Source organism: Paracidovorax valerianellae (genome assembly GCF_900102625.1).
Taxonomy (GTDB): domain Bacteria; phylum Pseudomonadota; class Gammaproteobacteria; order Burkholderiales; family Burkholderiaceae_C; genus Paracidovorax; species Paracidovorax valerianellae.
The window spans coordinates 1-16,525 of the sequence record NZ_FMZC01000015.1 but is presented as its reverse complement, the minus strand read 5'-3'; the positions used below and the strand labels follow the sequence as shown (position 1 = coordinate 16,525).

General features: G+C 66.8%; 14 protein-coding genes and 3 pseudogenes. 6 read left to right on the top strand and 11 right to left on the bottom strand.

The genetic code is table 11. The features are described 5' to 3' along the window. Positions 1-130: 130 nt before the first annotated feature. Complete coding sequence (locus BLT03_RS19270; RefSeq protein WP_092745396.1) at positions 131-922, bottom strand: GntR family transcriptional regulator; 792 nt, start codon at positions 920-922, stop codon at positions 131-133. 219 nt (positions 923-1,141) lie between these two features. On the opposite strand from BLT03_RS19270, the gene BLT03_RS19265 reads away from it, so the two are divergent. The 6 genes from BLT03_RS19265 to BLT03_RS19240 all read left to right on the top strand — a co-directional run bounded on the left by BLT03_RS19265 (position 1,142) and on the right by BLT03_RS19240 (position 8,112). Next, the gene (locus BLT03_RS19265; RefSeq protein ID WP_092745395.1) at positions 1,142-2,128 is read left to right on the top strand and encodes a malate dehydrogenase; all 987 of its coding nucleotides are present in this window, start codon (positions 1,142-1,144) and stop codon (positions 2,126-2,128) included. Between the two features lie 25 nt (positions 2,129-2,153). Continuing rightward, positions 2,154-2,930: a trans-aconitate 2-methyltransferase gene (tam, locus tag BLT03_RS19260; protein WP_092745394.1), complete on the top strand. Its 777-nt coding sequence runs from the start codon at positions 2,154-2,156 to the stop codon at positions 2,928-2,930. Further along, entirely contained in the window at positions 2,927-3,937 is a 1,011-nt protein-coding gene (locus tag BLT03_RS19255) for an HpcH/HpaI aldolase/citrate lyase family protein (protein ID WP_092745393.1), read from the top strand. The genes tam and BLT03_RS19255 overlap by 4 nt, the downstream gene beginning before the upstream one ends. A gap of 57 nt (positions 3,938-3,994) precedes the next feature. Further along, positions 3,995-4,702, top strand: a complete 708-nt coding sequence (locus tag BLT03_RS19250; protein WP_092745392.1) for a hypothetical protein — start codon at positions 3,995-3,997, stop codon at positions 4,700-4,702. Positions 4,703-4,789: 87 nt separating this feature from the next. Further along, positions 4,790-7,375, top strand: a complete 2,586-nt coding sequence (gene acnB, locus BLT03_RS19245; RefSeq protein WP_092745391.1) for a bifunctional aconitate hydratase 2/2-methylisocitrate dehydratase — start codon at positions 4,790-4,792, stop codon at positions 7,373-7,375. Between the two features lie 272 nt (positions 7,376-7,647). Continuing rightward, on the top strand, positions 7,648-8,112 hold the full coding sequence (locus BLT03_RS19240; protein WP_092745390.1) for a hypothetical protein: 465 nt from the start codon (positions 7,648-7,650) through the stop codon (positions 8,110-8,112). A 67-nt stretch (positions 8,113-8,179) separates the two neighbouring features. Here BLT03_RS19240 and BLT03_RS24710 read toward each other — a convergent pair. The 10 genes and pseudogenes from BLT03_RS24710 to BLT03_RS19200 all read right to left on the bottom strand — a co-directional run. Next, positions 8,180-9,290: pseudogene (locus tag BLT03_RS24710) on the bottom strand (NAD(P)/FAD-dependent oxidoreductase); the annotation flags it as partial. After that, positions 9,243-9,395, bottom strand: a pseudogene (locus BLT03_RS25115) (FAD-dependent oxidoreductase); the annotation flags it as partial. The pseudogenes BLT03_RS25115 and BLT03_RS24710, both read right to left, overlap by 48 nt. Then, a complete protein-coding gene (cysN, locus tag BLT03_RS19230) occupies positions 9,392-11,299 on the bottom strand; it encodes a sulfate adenylyltransferase subunit CysN (protein ID WP_092745389.1) in 1,908 nt (635 codons plus the stop codon). The gene cysN and the pseudogene BLT03_RS25115, both read right to left, overlap by 4 nt. Beyond that, complete coding sequence (cysD, locus tag BLT03_RS19225; protein WP_092745388.1) at positions 11,299-12,198, bottom strand: sulfate adenylyltransferase subunit CysD; 900 nt, start codon at positions 12,196-12,198, stop codon at positions 11,299-11,301. Before cysD ends, cysN begins: the two co-directional genes overlap by 1 nt. Before the next feature lie 62 nt (positions 12,199-12,260). Beyond that, positions 12,261-12,386 carry a hypothetical protein gene (locus BLT03_RS25040; protein WP_271466342.1) on the bottom strand — a complete coding sequence of 42 codons (126 nt, stop codon included), beginning with the start codon at positions 12,384-12,386 and terminating at the stop codon, positions 12,261-12,263. Beyond that, positions 12,347-13,435: an MFS transporter gene (locus BLT03_RS19220; RefSeq protein WP_092745387.1), complete on the bottom strand. Its 1,089-nt coding sequence runs from the start codon at positions 13,433-13,435 to the stop codon at positions 12,347-12,349. Before BLT03_RS19220 ends, BLT03_RS25040 begins: the two co-directional genes overlap by 40 nt. A gap of 58 nt (positions 13,436-13,493) precedes the next feature. Then, positions 13,494-14,360, bottom strand: a complete 867-nt coding sequence (locus BLT03_RS19215) for a family 3 encapsulin nanocompartment shell protein (RefSeq protein ID WP_092745386.1) — start codon at positions 14,358-14,360, stop codon at positions 13,494-13,496. Positions 14,361-14,466: 106 nt separating this feature from the next. Next, positions 14,467-15,189, bottom strand: a complete 723-nt coding sequence (locus tag BLT03_RS19210) for a sulfotransferase-like domain-containing protein (RefSeq protein WP_092745385.1) — start codon at positions 15,187-15,189, stop codon at positions 14,467-14,469. Between the two features lie 51 nt (positions 15,190-15,240). Next, positions 15,241-16,209, bottom strand: a complete 969-nt coding sequence (locus BLT03_RS19205; protein WP_092745384.1) for an aldo/keto reductase — start codon at positions 16,207-16,209, stop codon at positions 15,241-15,243. Positions 16,210-16,241: 32 nt separating this feature from the next. Beyond that, positions 16,242-16,525: pseudogene (locus tag BLT03_RS19200) on the bottom strand (IS5/IS1182 family transposase); the annotation flags it as partial.

The following is a 16,525-nucleotide window of genomic DNA, read 5'->3' as shown; positions in this document are numbered from 1 at the left end:
TGCTTTCGTGGATGTAACTGCTTTGTAATTTCGCGCGAACGAAACAACCCAAAATTCTATTGCAATGCAACAACCGGAGTATTTCGGTACGGCGTAATTTCGCCCGGCGGTATCGGCGCCTACCCTCGGTTCAGCTCAGTTCGTTGTGATAGTGGTGCGTATCGGTGCGGTAGAGACCCTTGCGTAACTCCATCGGAACTTCGTTGTAGGTATAGGCAATGCGCTCGACACTGAGCAGCGGCGTGCCCGGCGCCACCTGCAGCAGCCGGGCCTGTTCTTCGTCGGGCTGCACGGCGCGCAGCTTTTCGTCGGCCCGCACCATTCTTACGCCGAAATCGATTTCGAACATGGCATAGGTGGGCCCCTGGTAGCTGGACATTTGCTCGGCGGTGAGCCCTTTGAAGGCCTGTCCTGGTAGCCAGATTTCTTCCAGAATGGTGGGCACGTCGCCGAACGAAAGGATACGCCTCGCGTGCACGACGGCATCTCCGCCCCGCAGCGCCAGCGCCCGCGCGATCTCCGCGCTGGCGCGGATGCGGCGGCAATCGATGATGTGGCGCTGCGCGGGCCCCTCGACGCTGGCATCTCCCGAGTCGGGCATGAGCTTGAGAAAACGGTACTGCACGTGCCGCTCGGCATGCGTTGCGACGAATGTGCCTTTGCCTTGGCGGCGGACGACGAGGTTTTCCGCGGCCAGCTCGTCGATAGCCTTGCGCACGGTGCCCTGGCTGACGCGAAAGCGCGCGGCCAGTTCCATCTCGCTGGGGATCGATTCGCCCGGTTTCCACTCGCCATGCTGCAGGCTGTGCAGGATGAGCCCTTTGATCTGCTGATAGAGCGGGCTGAACGCCGGCGTGGGCGCGCCGACGTTCCCTGCAGGAGCGGCAGGGTTGTCGGAGGTAGCAACCGGGGGCGTGGACATGGCGGCGTATCGAGGGGCGGCTGAGCGCGGGGCAATGGAGAGGTTTCGCGCTTTGGCGAGGCAGGATGATATCTTATATAAGACATAAGACAAATTGACCGGCCCCGGATTTCAGCAGTACACTCGGGAGCTGTTCTGCAGGGCACGGGCTGCTTGGTTTGACTGGCGCTGGTGCATCGACTGCACCGACACCCGTTTTTCCACTTTCTGGAGTTTTTCATGAGCAAGAAGCCCGTCCGCGTTGCTGTCACCGGCGCCGCTGGTCAAATCGGTTACGCCCTGCTGTTCCGTATTGCCTCCGGCGAAATGCTGGGCAAGGACCAGCCCGTCATCCTTCAATTGCTCGAAGTGCCCGTCGAAGGCCCGCAAAAGGCGCTCAAGGGCGTGATGATGGAACTCGACGACTGCGCCTTCCCGCTGCTGGTGGGCATGGAAGCCCACAGCGACCCGATGACGGCTTTCAAGGACGCGGACTATGCCCTGCTGGTCGGCTCCCGCCCCCGCGGCCCCGGCATGGAACGTGCCGAGCTGCTGGCCGTCAACGGCGCCATCTTCACCGCCCAGGGCAAGGCACTGAACGCCGTGGCCAGCCGCAACGTGAAGGTGCTGGTCGTCGGCAACCCCGCCAACACCAACGCCTACATCGCCATGAAGAGCGCGCCTGACCTGCCGCGCAAGAACTTCACCGCCATGCTGCGTCTGGACCACAACCGCGCTGCCAGCCAGATCGCCGCCAAGACCGGCAAGGCCGTGGCAGACATCGAAAAGCTGGCCGTGTGGGGCAATCACTCGCCCACGATGTACGCCGACTACCGCTTCGCCACCATCAACGGCGAGAGCGTCGCCAAGATGATCAACGACCAGGAGTGGAACGCCAACACGTTCCTGCCCACGGTGGGCAAGCGCGGCGCGGCCATCATCGAAGCGCGTGGTTCTTCTTCCGCCGCTTCGGCCGCCAACGCTGCCATCGATCACATGCGCGACTGGGCCCTGGGCACCAACGGCAAGTGGGTCACCATGGGTGTTCCTTCGGACGGCCAGTACGGCATTCCGAAGGACGTGATGTTCGGCTTCCCCGTCACCTGCGAAAACGGCGAATACAAGGTCGTCGAAGGCCTGGAAATCGACGCATTCAGCCAGGAACGCATCGACAAGACGCTGGGCGAGCTGCAAGGCGAGCAAGACGGCGTGAAGCACCTGCTGTAATTTTTCGTCTCTCGTTTTCGTTCTTATGCTCGACTGGAATCCCGCGCTTTACCGCCGCTACGAGGACGAGCGCACGCGCCCGGCCCAGGAGCTGCTTGCGCGGGTGCCCCATCTTGCGCCGGTCCACGTGGTGGACCTGGGCTGCGGGCCGGGCAATTCCACCGAGCTGCTGGTCCGGCGCTTCCCTGAAGCGCGGGTGACCGGCATCGACAATTCCGAAGCCATGCTGGCCAGTGCGCGCGAGCGCCTGCCCGGCGTGTCCTTCGTGCTGGGCGACATCGCCCAGTGGACGCCTGAGATGGCGCCCGACCTGATTTACGCCAATGCCTCCCTGCAGTGGGTGGCAGGGCACGAAACCCTCATCCCGCGTTTGTTCGACAGCCTTGCCCCGGGTGGCGTGCTGGCGATACAGATGCCGGACAACCGCCAGGAACCCACGCATCGGCTGATGCGCGAGATGGCCGCAGAGGCGCCATGGCGCGAGCCCATCGGGGATGCCGATGCGCTGCGCACCGAGCTTTTCGGCATCGGCGGCTATTACGACCTGCTGGCGCCGCGTGCCGAGCGCCTGGACGTGTGGCACACCGTGTACCAGCACGTGATGGAGTCGCCCGCGGCCATCGTCGAATGGGTGCGCGCCACCGGCCTCAAGCCTTTCATCGACCCGCTGTCCGAGCCGTTGCGCGAGAGCTTTCTGACCGAGTACGAGCGTCGCGTCGATGCAGCGTATGCCGTGCGCAGCGATGGCCGCCGGTTGCTGGCGTTCCCGCGCATGTTCATCGTGGCGCAGCGCCCCTCATGACCGTGGCCTCCGCCCATCCCGCCTCGGTGCTCATGGGCGCCCAGGCCAGCGCCGTGCGCCTGCCGGTCTGCGACCACTACAGCGGCGTGGCAGCGCGCATGCGCAAGAGCCTGGAGCTTCAGGCCGCCATGGCGGACGAGTTCGGCCACTGCGTGTTCGATGTGACGCTCGACTGCGAAGACGGCGCGCCTGTCGGGCAGGAGCGCGAGCATGCCAGCCTGGTGGCCCACCTGGCCTGCACCGCGCAGCCCGGCGCCCGGGTCGCCGCCCGCGTGCATGCCGTGGACCACCCGGCCTTTGCCGAAGACATGGCCACCATCGCCGGCGAAGCTGCCGCCCACCTTTGCCACATCATGGTGCCGAAGGTCGAGTCGGTGGACGACGTGCTCCACGCCGAAAAGGCGCTGCTGGCCGCGTCGGCAGGGCAGGTGCCTTTGCACGTGCTGATCGAATCGCCCCAGGCAGTGCACCACGCCTTCGAGATTGCCGCCCATCCGCGCGTGCAGTCGATCAGTTTCGGCCTGATGGATTTCGTGTCCGCGCATGGCGGTGCGATCCCGGCCCATGCCATGGGCTCGCAGGGCCAGTTCGAGCATCCGCTGGTGGTGCGAGCCAAGCTCGAGATCGCCGCAGCCTGCCATGCGCACGGCAAGGTGCCCTCGCATTGCGTGGTGACCGAATTCAACGATGCCGATGCCCTGCGCGCGGCGGCTGGGCGCGCTGCGCGCCAGTTCGGCTACACGCGCATGTGGAGCATCCACCCGGCGCAAATCCGTCCCATCCTGGAGGCCTTCGCGCCGGCGCAGGAAGAGATCATCCAGGCCGCCCAGCTTCTTTCCATCGCCGCGCACGCCGACTGGGCTCCCGTCAGCGTCGAGGGCGTACTGCACGACCGCGCCAGCTACCGCTATTTCTGGCAGGTGCTGGAGCGTGCGCACCAGACCGGCCGCGTGCTGCCCACCGAGGCACAGGCGTGGTTTACATTGCCGGCCGCAGGCTCCGCCTGAGCCGTCTCGATAACAACGTTCCCCCCCACCCCACATCTCCTTTTCGTCGGAGTTCCCATGAAAACCTTCATCGCTTCTGCATTGATGCTGCTGGCCCCTGCACTCGTGATGGCGCAAGACGCCGCACCCGCCAAACCCGCACCGGCCAAGACCCCCGCGAAGGCTGCACCTGCCAAGGCCGCCCCCGCCAAGGCTGCGGCCAAGGAAAAGTCCGCTGATGCCAAGCCGGCCGCCAAGCCTGCGGCCAAGAGCGCAGCGAAGCCTGCCGCGACGTCCAAGAAGGCCACCAGCAGCCGCACGCAACTCAAGAGCGCCACCAACCAGGTGGCCACGGGCATCATCGCCGCCGAAGCCGCCTTGACGCCGCAAGAGCTGGCCATCGCCGAGCGCGTGCACACCGGCCACATTCCTTGCGAACTCGGCGCTTCGGTGCACATCGAGGCGGACGCCAAGTCGCCCGGCCACTTCCGCATCGACGGCAAGGGCTTCAACTACTACATGTCGCCGATCGCGACGAGCACAGGTGCGGTGCGCCTGGAAGACCAGAAGGCCGGCGCCGTCTGGATCCAGATCGCCAACAAGTCCATGCTGATGAACCAGAAGCTCGGCCAGCGCCTGGCCGACGAGTGCATGAGCCCGCAGCAGGTTGCCGTGACCGAGTCGATCAAGAAGAACCCGCAGCCAAGCCTGCTGGAGGCGCTGCCCGCATCCGCGACCGCCCCTGCAACGGCCTCTGCTCCAGCCGCGCCAGCGCCGGCCCAGTGATCGCAGCGGCCCCGGTGCGCGCCGCGCCTGGGGCCTGCACGGCGGGCACCGCCGACCCTACCCACTAGAAACCCACCGGAGAAAAACATGTTGAAAGCCTACCGCGACCATGTGGCCGAACGCGCCGCACTGGGCATTCCACCCTTGCCGCTGACGGCCAAGCAAACCGCCTCGCTGATCGAGCTGCTGAAGGCGCCGCCGGCCGGCGAAGAGGCCACGCTGGTGGAACTGATCACGTACCGCGTGCCCGCTGGTGTGGACGATGCCGCCAAGGTCAAGGCAAGCTACCTGGCCGCCGTGGCGCACGGCACCGAAAAGTGCACCCTGATCGGCCGCGAGAAGGCGACCGAACTGCTGGGCACCATGCTGGGCGGCTACAACCTCACGCCGCTGATCGACCTGCTGGACGATGCCGCCGTGGCGTCCGTCGCGGCCGAAGGCCTCAAGAAGACGCTGCTGATGTTCGATCAGTTCCATGACGTCAAGGAAAAGGCCGACAAGGGCAACGAATTCGCCAAGGCCGTGCTGCAAAGCTGGGCCGATGCCGAATGGTTCACGAGCCGTCCCGAAGTGCCGCAGAGCATCAAGCTCACGGTGCTCAAGGTCACCGGCGAAACCAACACCGACGACCTGTCGCCCGCACCCGATGCCTGGAGCCGTCCGGACATTCCGCTGCATGCGCTGGCCATGCTCAAGAACAAGCGCGACGGCATCACGCCCGAAGAAGACGGCAAGCGCGGCCCGGTGAAGTTCATCGAAGACCTGCGTGCCAAGGGCAACCTCGTGGCCTATGTGGGCGACGTGGTGGGCACGGGTTCCAGCCGCAAGTCGGCCACCAACAGCGTGCTGTGGTTCACGGGTGAAGACATTCCCTACGTGCCGAACAAGCGCTTCGGCGGCGTGTGCCTGGGCTCCAAGATCGCTCCGATCTTCTACAACACCATGGAAGACGCGGGCGCGCTGCCGATCGAGCTGGACGTGAGCCAGATGAACATGGGCGACGAGATCGAACTGCTGCCCTACGCCGGCAAGGCGCTGAAGAACGGCCAGGTGATCGCCGAGTTCGAAGTGAAGAGCGAAGTGCTGTTCGACGAAGTGCGCGCCGGTGGCCGCATTCCGCTGATCGTGGGCCGCGGCCTCACGTCCAAGGCGCGCGAAGCCCTGGGCCTGGCACCGTCCACGCTGTTCCGCCTGCCGCAGAACCCCGCCGCCACCGGCAAGGGCTTCACGCTGGCCCAGAAGATGGTCGGCCGCGCCTGCGGCCTGCCGGAAGGCGAGGGCGTTGTGCCCGGCACGTACTGCGAACCGCGCATGACCTCGGTCGGCTCGCAGGACACCACCGGCCCGATGACGCGCGACGAACTGAAGGACCTGGCTTGCCTGGGCTTCAGCGCCGACCTGGTGATGCAGTCGTTCTGCCACACCGCCGCGTACCCCAAGCCCGTGGACGTGAAGATGCATCACGAGTTGCCCGACTTCATCAGCACGCGCGGCGGCATTTCGCTCAAGCCCGGCGACGGCATCATCCACAGCTGGCTCAACCGCATGCTGCTGCCCGACACCGTGGGCACCGGCGGCGATTCGCACACGCGCTTTCCGATCGGCATCAGCTTCCCCGCCGGCTCGGGCCTGGTGGCCTTCGCCGCTGCCACGGGCGTGATGCCGCTCGACATGCCGGAATCGGTGCTGGTGCGCTTCAAGGGCGCGCTGCAACCCGGCGTGACGCTGCGCGATCTGGTGCACGCCATTCCGCTGTACGCCATCAAGGCCGGCCTGCTGACGGTCGAGAAGAAGGGCAAGAAGAACATCTTCTCGGGCCGCATCCTCGAAATCGAAGGCCTGCCGGACATGAAGGTGGAGCAGGCGTTCGAGCTGTCCGACGCGTCGGCCGAGCGTTCCGCCGCCGGCTGCACGGTGCGCCTGAACAAGGAGCCGATCATCGAGTACATCAACTCGAACATCGTCTTGCTCAAGAACATGATCGCCCAGGGCTATGCCGATGCACGCACCATCACGCGCCGCATCAAGGCCATGGAAGCCTGGCTGGCCAACCCCCAGCTGCTGCAGCCCGACGAAGACGCCGAGTACGCCGCCGTGATCGAGATCGACCTGGCCGAGATCACCGAGCCCATCGTCTGCTGCCCCAACGATCCCGATGACGCCAAGACGCTGTCGGACGTGGCCGGCGCCGCAATCGACGAGGTGTTCATCGGCTCGTGCATGACCAACATCGGCCACTTCCGCGCAGCCTCCAAGCTGCTGGAAGGCAAGAAGGACATTCCGGTCAAGCTGTGGATGGCTCCGCCCACCAAGATGGATGCGCACCAGCTCACCGAAGAAGGCCACTATGGCGTCTTCGGCGCGGCCGGCGCCCGCATGGAAATGCCCGGCTGCTCGCTGTGCATGGGCAACCAGGCACAGGTGAAGGAAGGCGCGACGGTGATGTCCACCAGCACCCGCAACTTCCCCAACCGCCTGGGCAAGAACACGAACGTGTACCTGGGCTCGGCCGAGCTGTCGGCCATCTGCTCCAAGCTGGGCCGCATTCCTTCCAAGGAAGAGTACCTGGCCGACATGGGCGTGCTCAGCCAGAACGGCGACAAGATCTACAAGTACATGAACTTCGACCAGATCGAGGAGTACAAGGAAGTCGCGGACGGCGTCGCCGCCTGACCGGCCCTTGGCTGGCAACGAAAGCCCGCTTCGGCGGGCTTTTTCGTTTGCTATTAAATTTATAGCGCACTGCCGGCGTCTTCATTGCGCTGGAGGCCGATTTGGCATCAAGCGCTCAGGGGCGACGCGGTGTATGCGTCCGCTGCCCGCGCCGTGCCCGCGTGGTGCCCACGCTGCCCGTGACGGTCACCCAGCGCTAAGCTTGGCTGCAGACGCCGCCTTGGTAAACACGCCCTCTTCGACACTGCCGACAGGAAAGGAAGCCTCCCGCCATGCCATCCCATCGCCTGACGCTTTTCGCGGATTACCACCAGTTCTATCTCCAGGACGAATCCGCGCCGGGAGACCTGGCCAGCGCGTGGGACGAGGCCGCCACGCACCGCATGCTGGCGGTGTCTGCAGGCGTCGTCGGGTTCGGTACGGTGCGAAACATGCAGGTGCCGGTCACGCTGGAGTTTCTGGCGGCCGAGCCGCAGACCGACCTGGCCCGGTTCGACCATGTGGTCGATGGGTCGGTGGTCATCGCTACGGGTCCGCTCGTGGTGGCGGGGTGCACGGACTACCTGCCCGACGCCGCCCGGTTCGATCTGCCGCCAGGGACGTACCGGGTCAGGCTGTCGAGCGCGGGACTGGATTCGCTGTCCCCCGATGGGCTGGAAGGCGAAGACCGCTACCTCGTGCAGATGTGGCCCGGGGCGCCGTTGGAACCGACCGTGCTCAAGCAGCATTCCCTCTGACCCGGGTGGAAACCGGCAAGGGGAACGGCCGCCGTTTGGCGGCCCGGCCCGATCTCGCCTGGCCTCATCAGAGTGTCTCGGCGCGCTCGTGGGGCGATTCAGCCAGCGTTTGCCGGCCCGGACTCAACGCGGCGGCCGACAGCCCCCGTTCGATGAAATGGCTCGGCAGGTCACCGGTGAGAGCCAATGCAGCCAGGGCTTGCCCCACCGCCGGAGCGATCTGAATGCCGTAGCCGCCCAGCGCGGCCGCCCAGAAGAAGCCGGGCGCTTCCTTGGTGGCGCCCAGCACGGGCGAGCCATCGGCGACGAAGCTGCGAAGGCCGGCCCAGCGGTGGGCCACGCGCCGCACCGAGAGCGTGGTGGCCTGTTGCAGCCGATCGACCGCCACCGCCACATCCCATTCCTCGGGCTGCACGTCGCAAGGCGGCATGGGGGTTTCATCGCTGGGGCAGACCAGCAGGCGGCCGGCCTCTGGCTTGAAATAGAACGTGTCCGCCAGGTCGGTGACCATCGGCCAGGACGCCAGCGGGGCCTGGCCGGGCATGCCCTCGGACAGGTCCACGATCACGGCGGTGCGCCGCTTGGGGACGAGGTCGATGGTCGCCACGCCAGCCTGGCGCGCAACCTCGTCGGCCCAGGCACCTGCAGCGTTCACGAGGCAGGGCGTGACGAAGCGGCCCGCTGCCGTGTGGACGGCCCAGCGGCCCGGCGCGTCACCCACGATGCGATCCACGCGCGTGGCGGTCTGTACCTGGCCGCCTGCAGCGCGGATGCCGCGCAGATAGCCCTGGTGCAGCGCATCGACGTCGATGTCCATGACCGAAGGCCGCCACACGGCGCAGCGATACGGCCGCGGGTCGATGACCGGGCAGCGGGCCAGCGCGGCCTCTAGCCCGATCACCCGGGCGGGTTCGCGGGCGTAGCAGCCGTCGGCCACGGCGCTGTCGATGCGGCCGGCGTCCATGTCTTGCTGCGTCGCGAGCGCCACCACGCCGCGCGGCGCCACGAGCGTCACCGGGGCGAAGCCGGAAGGGGGGCGCTTCGAAAAACGGGCGGCTGAGCGCCGTGAGCGCGCGCACCGTCCGGTTGCCGAAGTATTCGGAGAACAGCGCGGCCGACCGGCCGGTGGCGTGGTAGCCGCAGTGCGCCTCGCGCTCCAGCAGCAGCACCCGCCGGTGTTGCGCCAGCGCCCAGGCGCAGCTGGCCCCGGCCATGCCCCCGCCCAGCACGATGGCGTCCCAGTGCGACCCGCCACTCGTGTTCGCAGAGCCGCCGCCGCTCATGCGGTGGCAGGGGTCCGCGCTGCCGAGGGCGGCACCACCAGCCCCGCGGTGATGAGCCGCGAGACGATGCAGTCGGCCGCCTGTTCGGGCGACATGTGCGCCGTCTGGATGTGGATGTCCGGCTGCTCGGGCGGCTCGTAGGGCGAGTCGATTCCGGTGAAGTTTTTGAGCGCTCCGCTGCGGGCCTTGCGGTACAGGCCCTTCGGGTCGCGCTGTTCGGCAAGCTCCAGCGGTGCGTCGATGAACACCTCCAGAAATTCGCCAGCCTCCAGCAGCGCGCGCGCTGCACGCCGTTCGGCGCGGAACCGCGAGATGAACGCCACCAGCACGATCAGGCCCGCATCCACCATCAGCCGGGCGACTTCGCCGACGCGGCGGATGTTCTCCACTCGGTCGGCGTCGGTGAACCCCAGGTCCTTGTTGAGGCCGTGCCGCACGTTGTCGCCATCCAGCAGAAAGCTGTGGCAGCCGCGCCGGTGCAACTGCTGCTCGACCACGTTGGCGATGGTCGATTTGCCGGCTCCCGAAAGCCCGGTGAGCCACAACACGCAGCCTTTCTGGTGCTTGATGGCCGCCCGCTGCGCCTTGCTGACCTGGGTGTGGTGCCACACGAGGTTGTCGGCGTCGCGCAGGGCGCGCACCAGCATGCCGGCTCCGGAGGTTTCGTTGTCGATCCGGTCGATCAGCAGGAACCCGCCAGCGTCGCGGTTGACGTCGTAGGCATCGAAGGCAATGGGTTGGTCCAGCGTCAACTCGACCAGGCCCACCGCGTTCATGTCGAGCTGGTCCGCGGGCAGCCGGTCGAAGGTTTCGATGTCCACGCGGTGGACGATGCGCGTGACGGTGGCGCCCACGGTGCGGGGGCCGCACTTGAGCCAGTAGCCACGGCCGGGAAAGAGCGGTGTTTCGCTGAACCAGACCATGTCGGCTTCGATGCGGTCGGCCACCTCCGCCGGCGAGGCCGGGTCGGCGATGAGATCGCCGCGCGAGACGTCGATTTCGGCATCCAGCACCAGGGTGACCGACTGGCCTGCCGTGGCGGCCGGCAGGTCCCCGTCGTACGTGACGATGCGCTTCACGCGTGCCAACTGGGCGCTGGGCTGCACCACCACCCCATCGCCCACGTGCACGCTGCCCGAAGCGACCGTGCCGGCCAGGCCGCGGAAATCTTCGCTCGGCCGGTTCACCCACTGCACCGGAAACCGCAGCGGCTGCCGCGCGGCGACGGCTTCATCGACCTCCGTGTCCTCCAGCCACTGCCCGAGCGTGGGGCCCTGGTACCACGGCGTCTGGGGGCTGCGCTCGACCAGGTTGTCGCCGCGCAGGGCCGACATCGGAATGCACACCGGCGCGGGCAGGCCCATCTGCTGCGCCAGCGCGCTGAACTCCGCTTCGATTTCGGCGAAGCGGTCTTCGCGGTAGTCCACCAAATCCATCTTGTTGACCACCAGCGCCAGGGCCCGGATGCCCAGCAGCGCGGCGATGTAGGCATGCCGCCGGGTCTGCGTGAGCACGCCCTTGCGCGCATCGACCAGGACCATGGCTGCGCCGGCGTTGGAGGCCGCAGTGGCCATGTTGCGCGTGTACTGCAGGTGGCCCGGCGTGTCGGCCAGGATGAACTTGCGCGTGGGCGAGGAGAAGTAGCGGTAGGCCACATCGATGGTGATGCCCTGTTCCCGCTCGGCCACCAGGCCATCGACCAGCAGCGCGAAGTCGAGCGCGCCGCCCTGGGTGCCCGATTTGCGCGAGTCGACGGCCAGTGCCTGCAACTGGTCTTCGTAGAGGCTCTTGGATTCGTACAGCAGGCGGCCGATCAGCGTGCTCTTGCCGTCGTCCACGCTGCCGCAGGTGATCACGCGCAGCAGGCTGCGCTGTGGTGCCGGAGAAGGTTGGGTGCCGCTCATCAGAAATACCCCGCCTGTTTCTTCAGTTCCATGGAGCCTTTTCCATCGTGGTCGATGGCCCGGCCCTGCCGCTCGGAGGTGTGCGCCGCCAGGGTTTCGGCAATGATCGCGTCCAGCGAATCGGCATCGCTTTCGATGGCGCCGGTGAGCGGGTAGCAGCCCAGGGTGCGAAAGCGCACCCGCCGCATCTGGGGGCGCTCGCCCGGGGCGAGGGGCAGGCGCTCGTCGTCCACCATGAGCAGCATGCCGTTGCGCTCCACCACCGGCCTTTCCTTGGCGAAATAGAGCGGCACGATGGGAATCTGCTCGCGCGCGATGTACTGCCAGATGTCGGCTTCGGTCCAGTTGGACAGGGGAAATACCCGAATGCTCTCGCCCTGGTGCTTGCGGGTGTTGTAGACCCGCCAGAGCTCGGGCCGCTGCCGCCGCGCATCCCAGCGGTGGTGCACCGACCGCAGCGAGAACACCCGTTCCTTGGCCCGCGATTTTTCTTCGTCGCGGCGCGCTCCGCCGAAAGCGGCATCGAACCGGTGGTGGTCCAGCGCCTGCTTGAGCGCCTGCGTTTTCATCAAGTCGGTGTGCACCGCCGAGCCATGTACGAAGGGATCGATGCCCATCGCGATGCCGTCGGGGTTGCTGTGCACAAGAAGCTCCATGCCGGTGTCCCGCGCCCGCTGGTCACGGAAGGTGATCATTTCGCGAAACTTCCAGAGCGTGTCCACGTGCAGCAGCGGAAACGGCGGCCGTGCGGGGTAGAACGCCTTCATCGCCAGGTGGAGCATCACCGAGCTGTCCTTGCCGATGGAATACAGCATGACGGGGTTGTCCGCCTCTGCCACCGTCTCGCGCAGAATGTGGATGCTCTCGGCTTCCAGCCGCTGCAGATGATCGAGAAACATATCGTCGGCTCCTTGAAAAGAAAGGAAGGGTCAGAAATTCCAGGGCGATCGGAGCGGGTGCCTCATTGCGGCAGCGACGGGCGGGGAGCGCGCTGCGGCATCCACAGCAGCATCACGCCGACGGTGCTCGCCAGCGTGGCCGCCAGCATCACGCCGTAGATCTCGGCATAGCCGAAGCGGGCCGCCACGAATCCGGCCACCACGCCGCCGGCGGCGATGCCCAGGTCCCAGAACGAGGTGAACATGCCGAGCGCCGCGCCGCGCCGTGGTGGGCCGGCTCGGTCTTCTTGATGGCGATCAGCGCCAGCGAGGGGTAGAACAGCGAGAGGCCCAGCCCCATGGCCAGCCCGCCCAGCACCGCCACGGCCAGGTTGGGCGCGATGGCCAGCAGCGCCAGCCCGACGGCCTCGCCCAGTGCCGCCCAAAGCGCGACGCGGTAAGGCCCGAACTGGTCTGGCCAATGCCCGAGAAAAAGCCGCGATCCCACATACGCGAAGCCGAATACGTTGAACGCCAGAATGCCGTTGTCGATGCCCTTGGCCGCCATGTACAGCGAGACGAACGAGGCCAGCGCGGCGTACCCCATGGACCCCAGCGCCAGGGTGACGCCGGGAAGGCACGCCGAGCGGGGGAACAGCGCGCTTTTCGTCGCCGCAGGCACTTTCGCCGGCGCAGGCTTGGCCACCACGAAGGCGAAGCCGGCCAGGGGTGCCGCCACGCACAGCATCCACACGGCGGAGAACCCGGCGGCCTGCATCAGTGCCGCGCCGGCCAGTGCCCCCAGCGTGACGCCCGACCACATGCTCACGCCATAGAGACCGATGATCTTTCCGCGCCGGGCCGCGGGCGCCAGCCCCACCAGCCAGGTGGCCCCGGCGGTGAAGGCGCAGCCTTCGCCCATGCCATGCAGCACCCGCACGGCGGTCAGCACATCCACCCGGTGTGCCACGGCGTAACCGGCGCCGGCCAGCACGCAAAGGATGGCGCCGAGCAACATCAGCGTGCGATGGCCGACGCGGTCCGACAGGCGGCCGGCGACGGGGCGGGTGAGCACCACCGCGACCGCGATGGCGGCGATGACGGTGCCCACGTCCACATCGCTGCCGCCGAGCGCGTCCTTGACGTAGAAGGGCAGCACCGACAACGTGGCGCCGATGCCCAGGTGGCAAAAGAAAAGGCCGAGAAAGATCGGCATGAAAGGCCGGTAGAAAGCCAGGCCGTTCTGTGGGGCGTTCATGGGAGCGGTCCTTGTCGGTGGGCGCGCGCGGCGGGCGCCGCGCGCTGTGCTGCGGGGCTCAGTCGGCCTTCACGACGTGGAAGAAGTGCGTGGGCAGATGCACCGCCAGCCCTTCGTAGATTTCCGCGCAGACCGCGGTGCCTTCCGTGGCGAAGGTACCGGCGGGCGGCGTGCCGACGCGGATGACCGACTTGCCCGTGTGCAGGATGCGCGCCGCCACCGCGAAGTCGCCGACCAGCGCACAGCCTGGGGCCACCATGCGGGTGCGCACGATCTTCGTGCCGTTTTGCTGCAGGTCGCCCAGGATGCCCTTGCCCAGAAGGCCGTGGTAGTAATCCACCGGGTTCACGATCATGGCGTGCGCAGTGGCGCCGTTTTGCTCGATCGCGTTGCAGGCGGCCATGATGCCGTCGAAGTAGCTGGTTTCGTACGGCAGCCGCGTCACGCCGGGATGGTTGAGCAGGCCGTGCGGGCCGAAGGTGAGCGCCTGGTTTTCCGCCGTGGCCAGGCGAACCAGCAGCCGGTAGTCGATGAACTCGGCGATGCCGCGCTCGTCACCCGCCAGGTCGGGCGGCAACTGCACCCAGGCCGAGATCGGGCGGACGATGCCTTCGCCCATGCCGAAGCGGAAGGTGGCCTCCTGGCGCAAGTCTCCTTCGTGGATACCGCCGGCTTCCACCTTGGGCGGCCGGCTCTCGGACCAAAAGCGGTTGTGCGTCTCGCTCACCAGGCGCTTCCTGAAGAGCTGGCTCACCATCAGGCGCGGGCGGTCCTGCGTGGGCTTGAAGGCTTCGGTGATGGTGAAGTCGAAGTGCACTTCGGTCTTGTCTCCTTTTTCCAGGTAGGCCTGGGCGAACTGCTCGCCGGAGGACAGGGCCTCCACGGGACGGAGGGGAGCGATGGCGTTGGCTTGGGTCGAAGACATGGTGGCTGCTTTCTCGGTTGGGAAGGGTGGGAACGAGGTGAACGGAGGAAAGGCGAAAAGGTGGTGCGTGTTCAGGGGCAAACGGGTTGGCAAGCGCCGAGGGCCCTCAGATCGCGTGCTGCACGAGCTGCCGGTAGAACGGGTAGTGGTGGTCGAAGTACCCCTTCAACACCGCGTTGTTGGCCACGGTGTCGGGGTAGGTCTTGTGGGTGGCCGCGAAGCCCGAACTGCGCATCGCATCCAGATGCCACTGCCGGGTGCGGCCCCATTCGGGCCGATCGCCGGGCTGCCATTGAAGGGCCGACGCGATGAAGGGCAGGCCGACTTCTTCGCAGTAGCGCTGCACCACGGCCTGGGGTGCTTCGACCAGGCGGTCGGCATCGACCAGCACCGGTGCCGACCCCTTCAGCCGGGTAGCGAGCTCGAAGATCTCGAACAGGTGCTCATAGCCGACTTCATGCAGGGCGATGGTCGGCTTCATGTGGTACATCGAACTGATCGTCGGCGCGGGGTCCCGCACGATGAAGGTGTGTTCGATGTCCGCCACCTCTTCGGGGTGCTCGAAGAGGTAGCCGTAGCGGTGCTCCACCGTGTCCTTGAAGAACACGGGCCGGTGCTCCGCCAGCACGCGCAGATGGTCGAAGAAGGCACGCTCGGACCGCACCACTGTCTGGCCGCCCGAGCCGTCGGGCAGGGGCACCTCGCCGGTGTCGAGCAGCGTCACCAGGGGCTCATGGATCACGGTGACATCGTTGCGCTCGATCATCATGCGCAGGAAGGCCGTGGACAGCGCGCGCTGGTGCGCCCAGAGGGCAATGATCTGTTTCATGGAAGGCTCCGGAAAAGGGAAGGTGTGCGTCAGGCGCCCGGCCGGATGCCTTTATTGGGACCACGCGGTGGGCGAGCGGTCCCAGCGATGCGCGCGCAGCGTCTGCAGCAGCGGCGCCTCCAGCCTGTGCCCGTCGCTCACGCTCAGGTTGGCCTCGACATTGCGCAGTTGGCGCATGCCGGGAATCACCGTCGACACGGCCGGGTGGTGCAGGATGAAACGCAGCGCCATCTCGGGCAGTGCCATGCCGTCGGGCGCCACCGTGCGCAGCCGCTCGGCACGTTCCACGGTGGGAAGCAGGTTCTCCGGACCGAAGTAGGTCGATCGCCAGTCCTCGGCGGGAAACACCGTGTCGGGTGAAAGCGTGCCCGTCAGCCCGCCTTCATCGAAGGGCACCCGCGCGATGAGGCCGATGTCCTTCTCCGCAGCCACCTGGAACAGGCGGTCTTCTGGTGCCTGGTCGAAGATGTTGTAGATCACCTGGATCACGTCGATGAGCCCGGTATCGATGGCCCGCAGGCAGTTGTCCGGCTCCCACCGGTTCACGCTGATGCCGATGCCTTCGATGAGTCCCTCGGCGCGCAGGTCCCCGAGGGCGCGCTGCCATTCCTCTTCGTCCGCCCAGCGGTCCTCCCAGACGTGCAGCTGCATCAGGTCGATGCGGTCCGTGCCCAGGTTTTCCAGCCTCTTCATCGTGAATTCGCGGATGTGATCGGCGGGGAAAACGTCCTGCAGGCGATCACCGGGGCGGGGCGGCCATTCGCGGTTCTTCGGCGGGATCTTCGTGGCCACGTACAGCCGGTCGCCCGTGTGCGCACGGAGCAGGCTGCCCAGCATCTGCTCGCTGATGCCGCGCCCGTACACCCAGGCGGTGTCGAAGAAGTTGCAGCCCAGCTCCACCGCGCGCTCCAGGCAGCGTGGCGCCGTCTCGTAGTTGGCGCCCGTGAAGTTGCCCGGGCCTCCGGCGATTCCCCACATCCCGTAGCCGACTTCGCTCACCTGCCAGCCAAGCCGGCCCATCCGTCGATAGTCCGTCCTGAACAATTCCGTTCTCAGCAGCAGAGAGGTCGGCGGTCAGCGGGTGCAGCGACCAGGGCTGCGATGACCGGCTGCATCGACAGCCCGAATCGGGCGCAATAAAACCGCAGCGCGGCCAGGATCAGGCGCAGGTTGTGCCCGGCCCCGCACATCACCGCATGCAGCGCATCGCCCAGCGCACCCTTGAGCGGATTGCGGCCAAGCCTGCCGTCCATCTTCATGTGCCCGATAGCCGGTTCGATGGCGCTGCGCCTTTTGATCATGGCCTTGAGCATTCGGGTGATGCCACGCTTTTGGC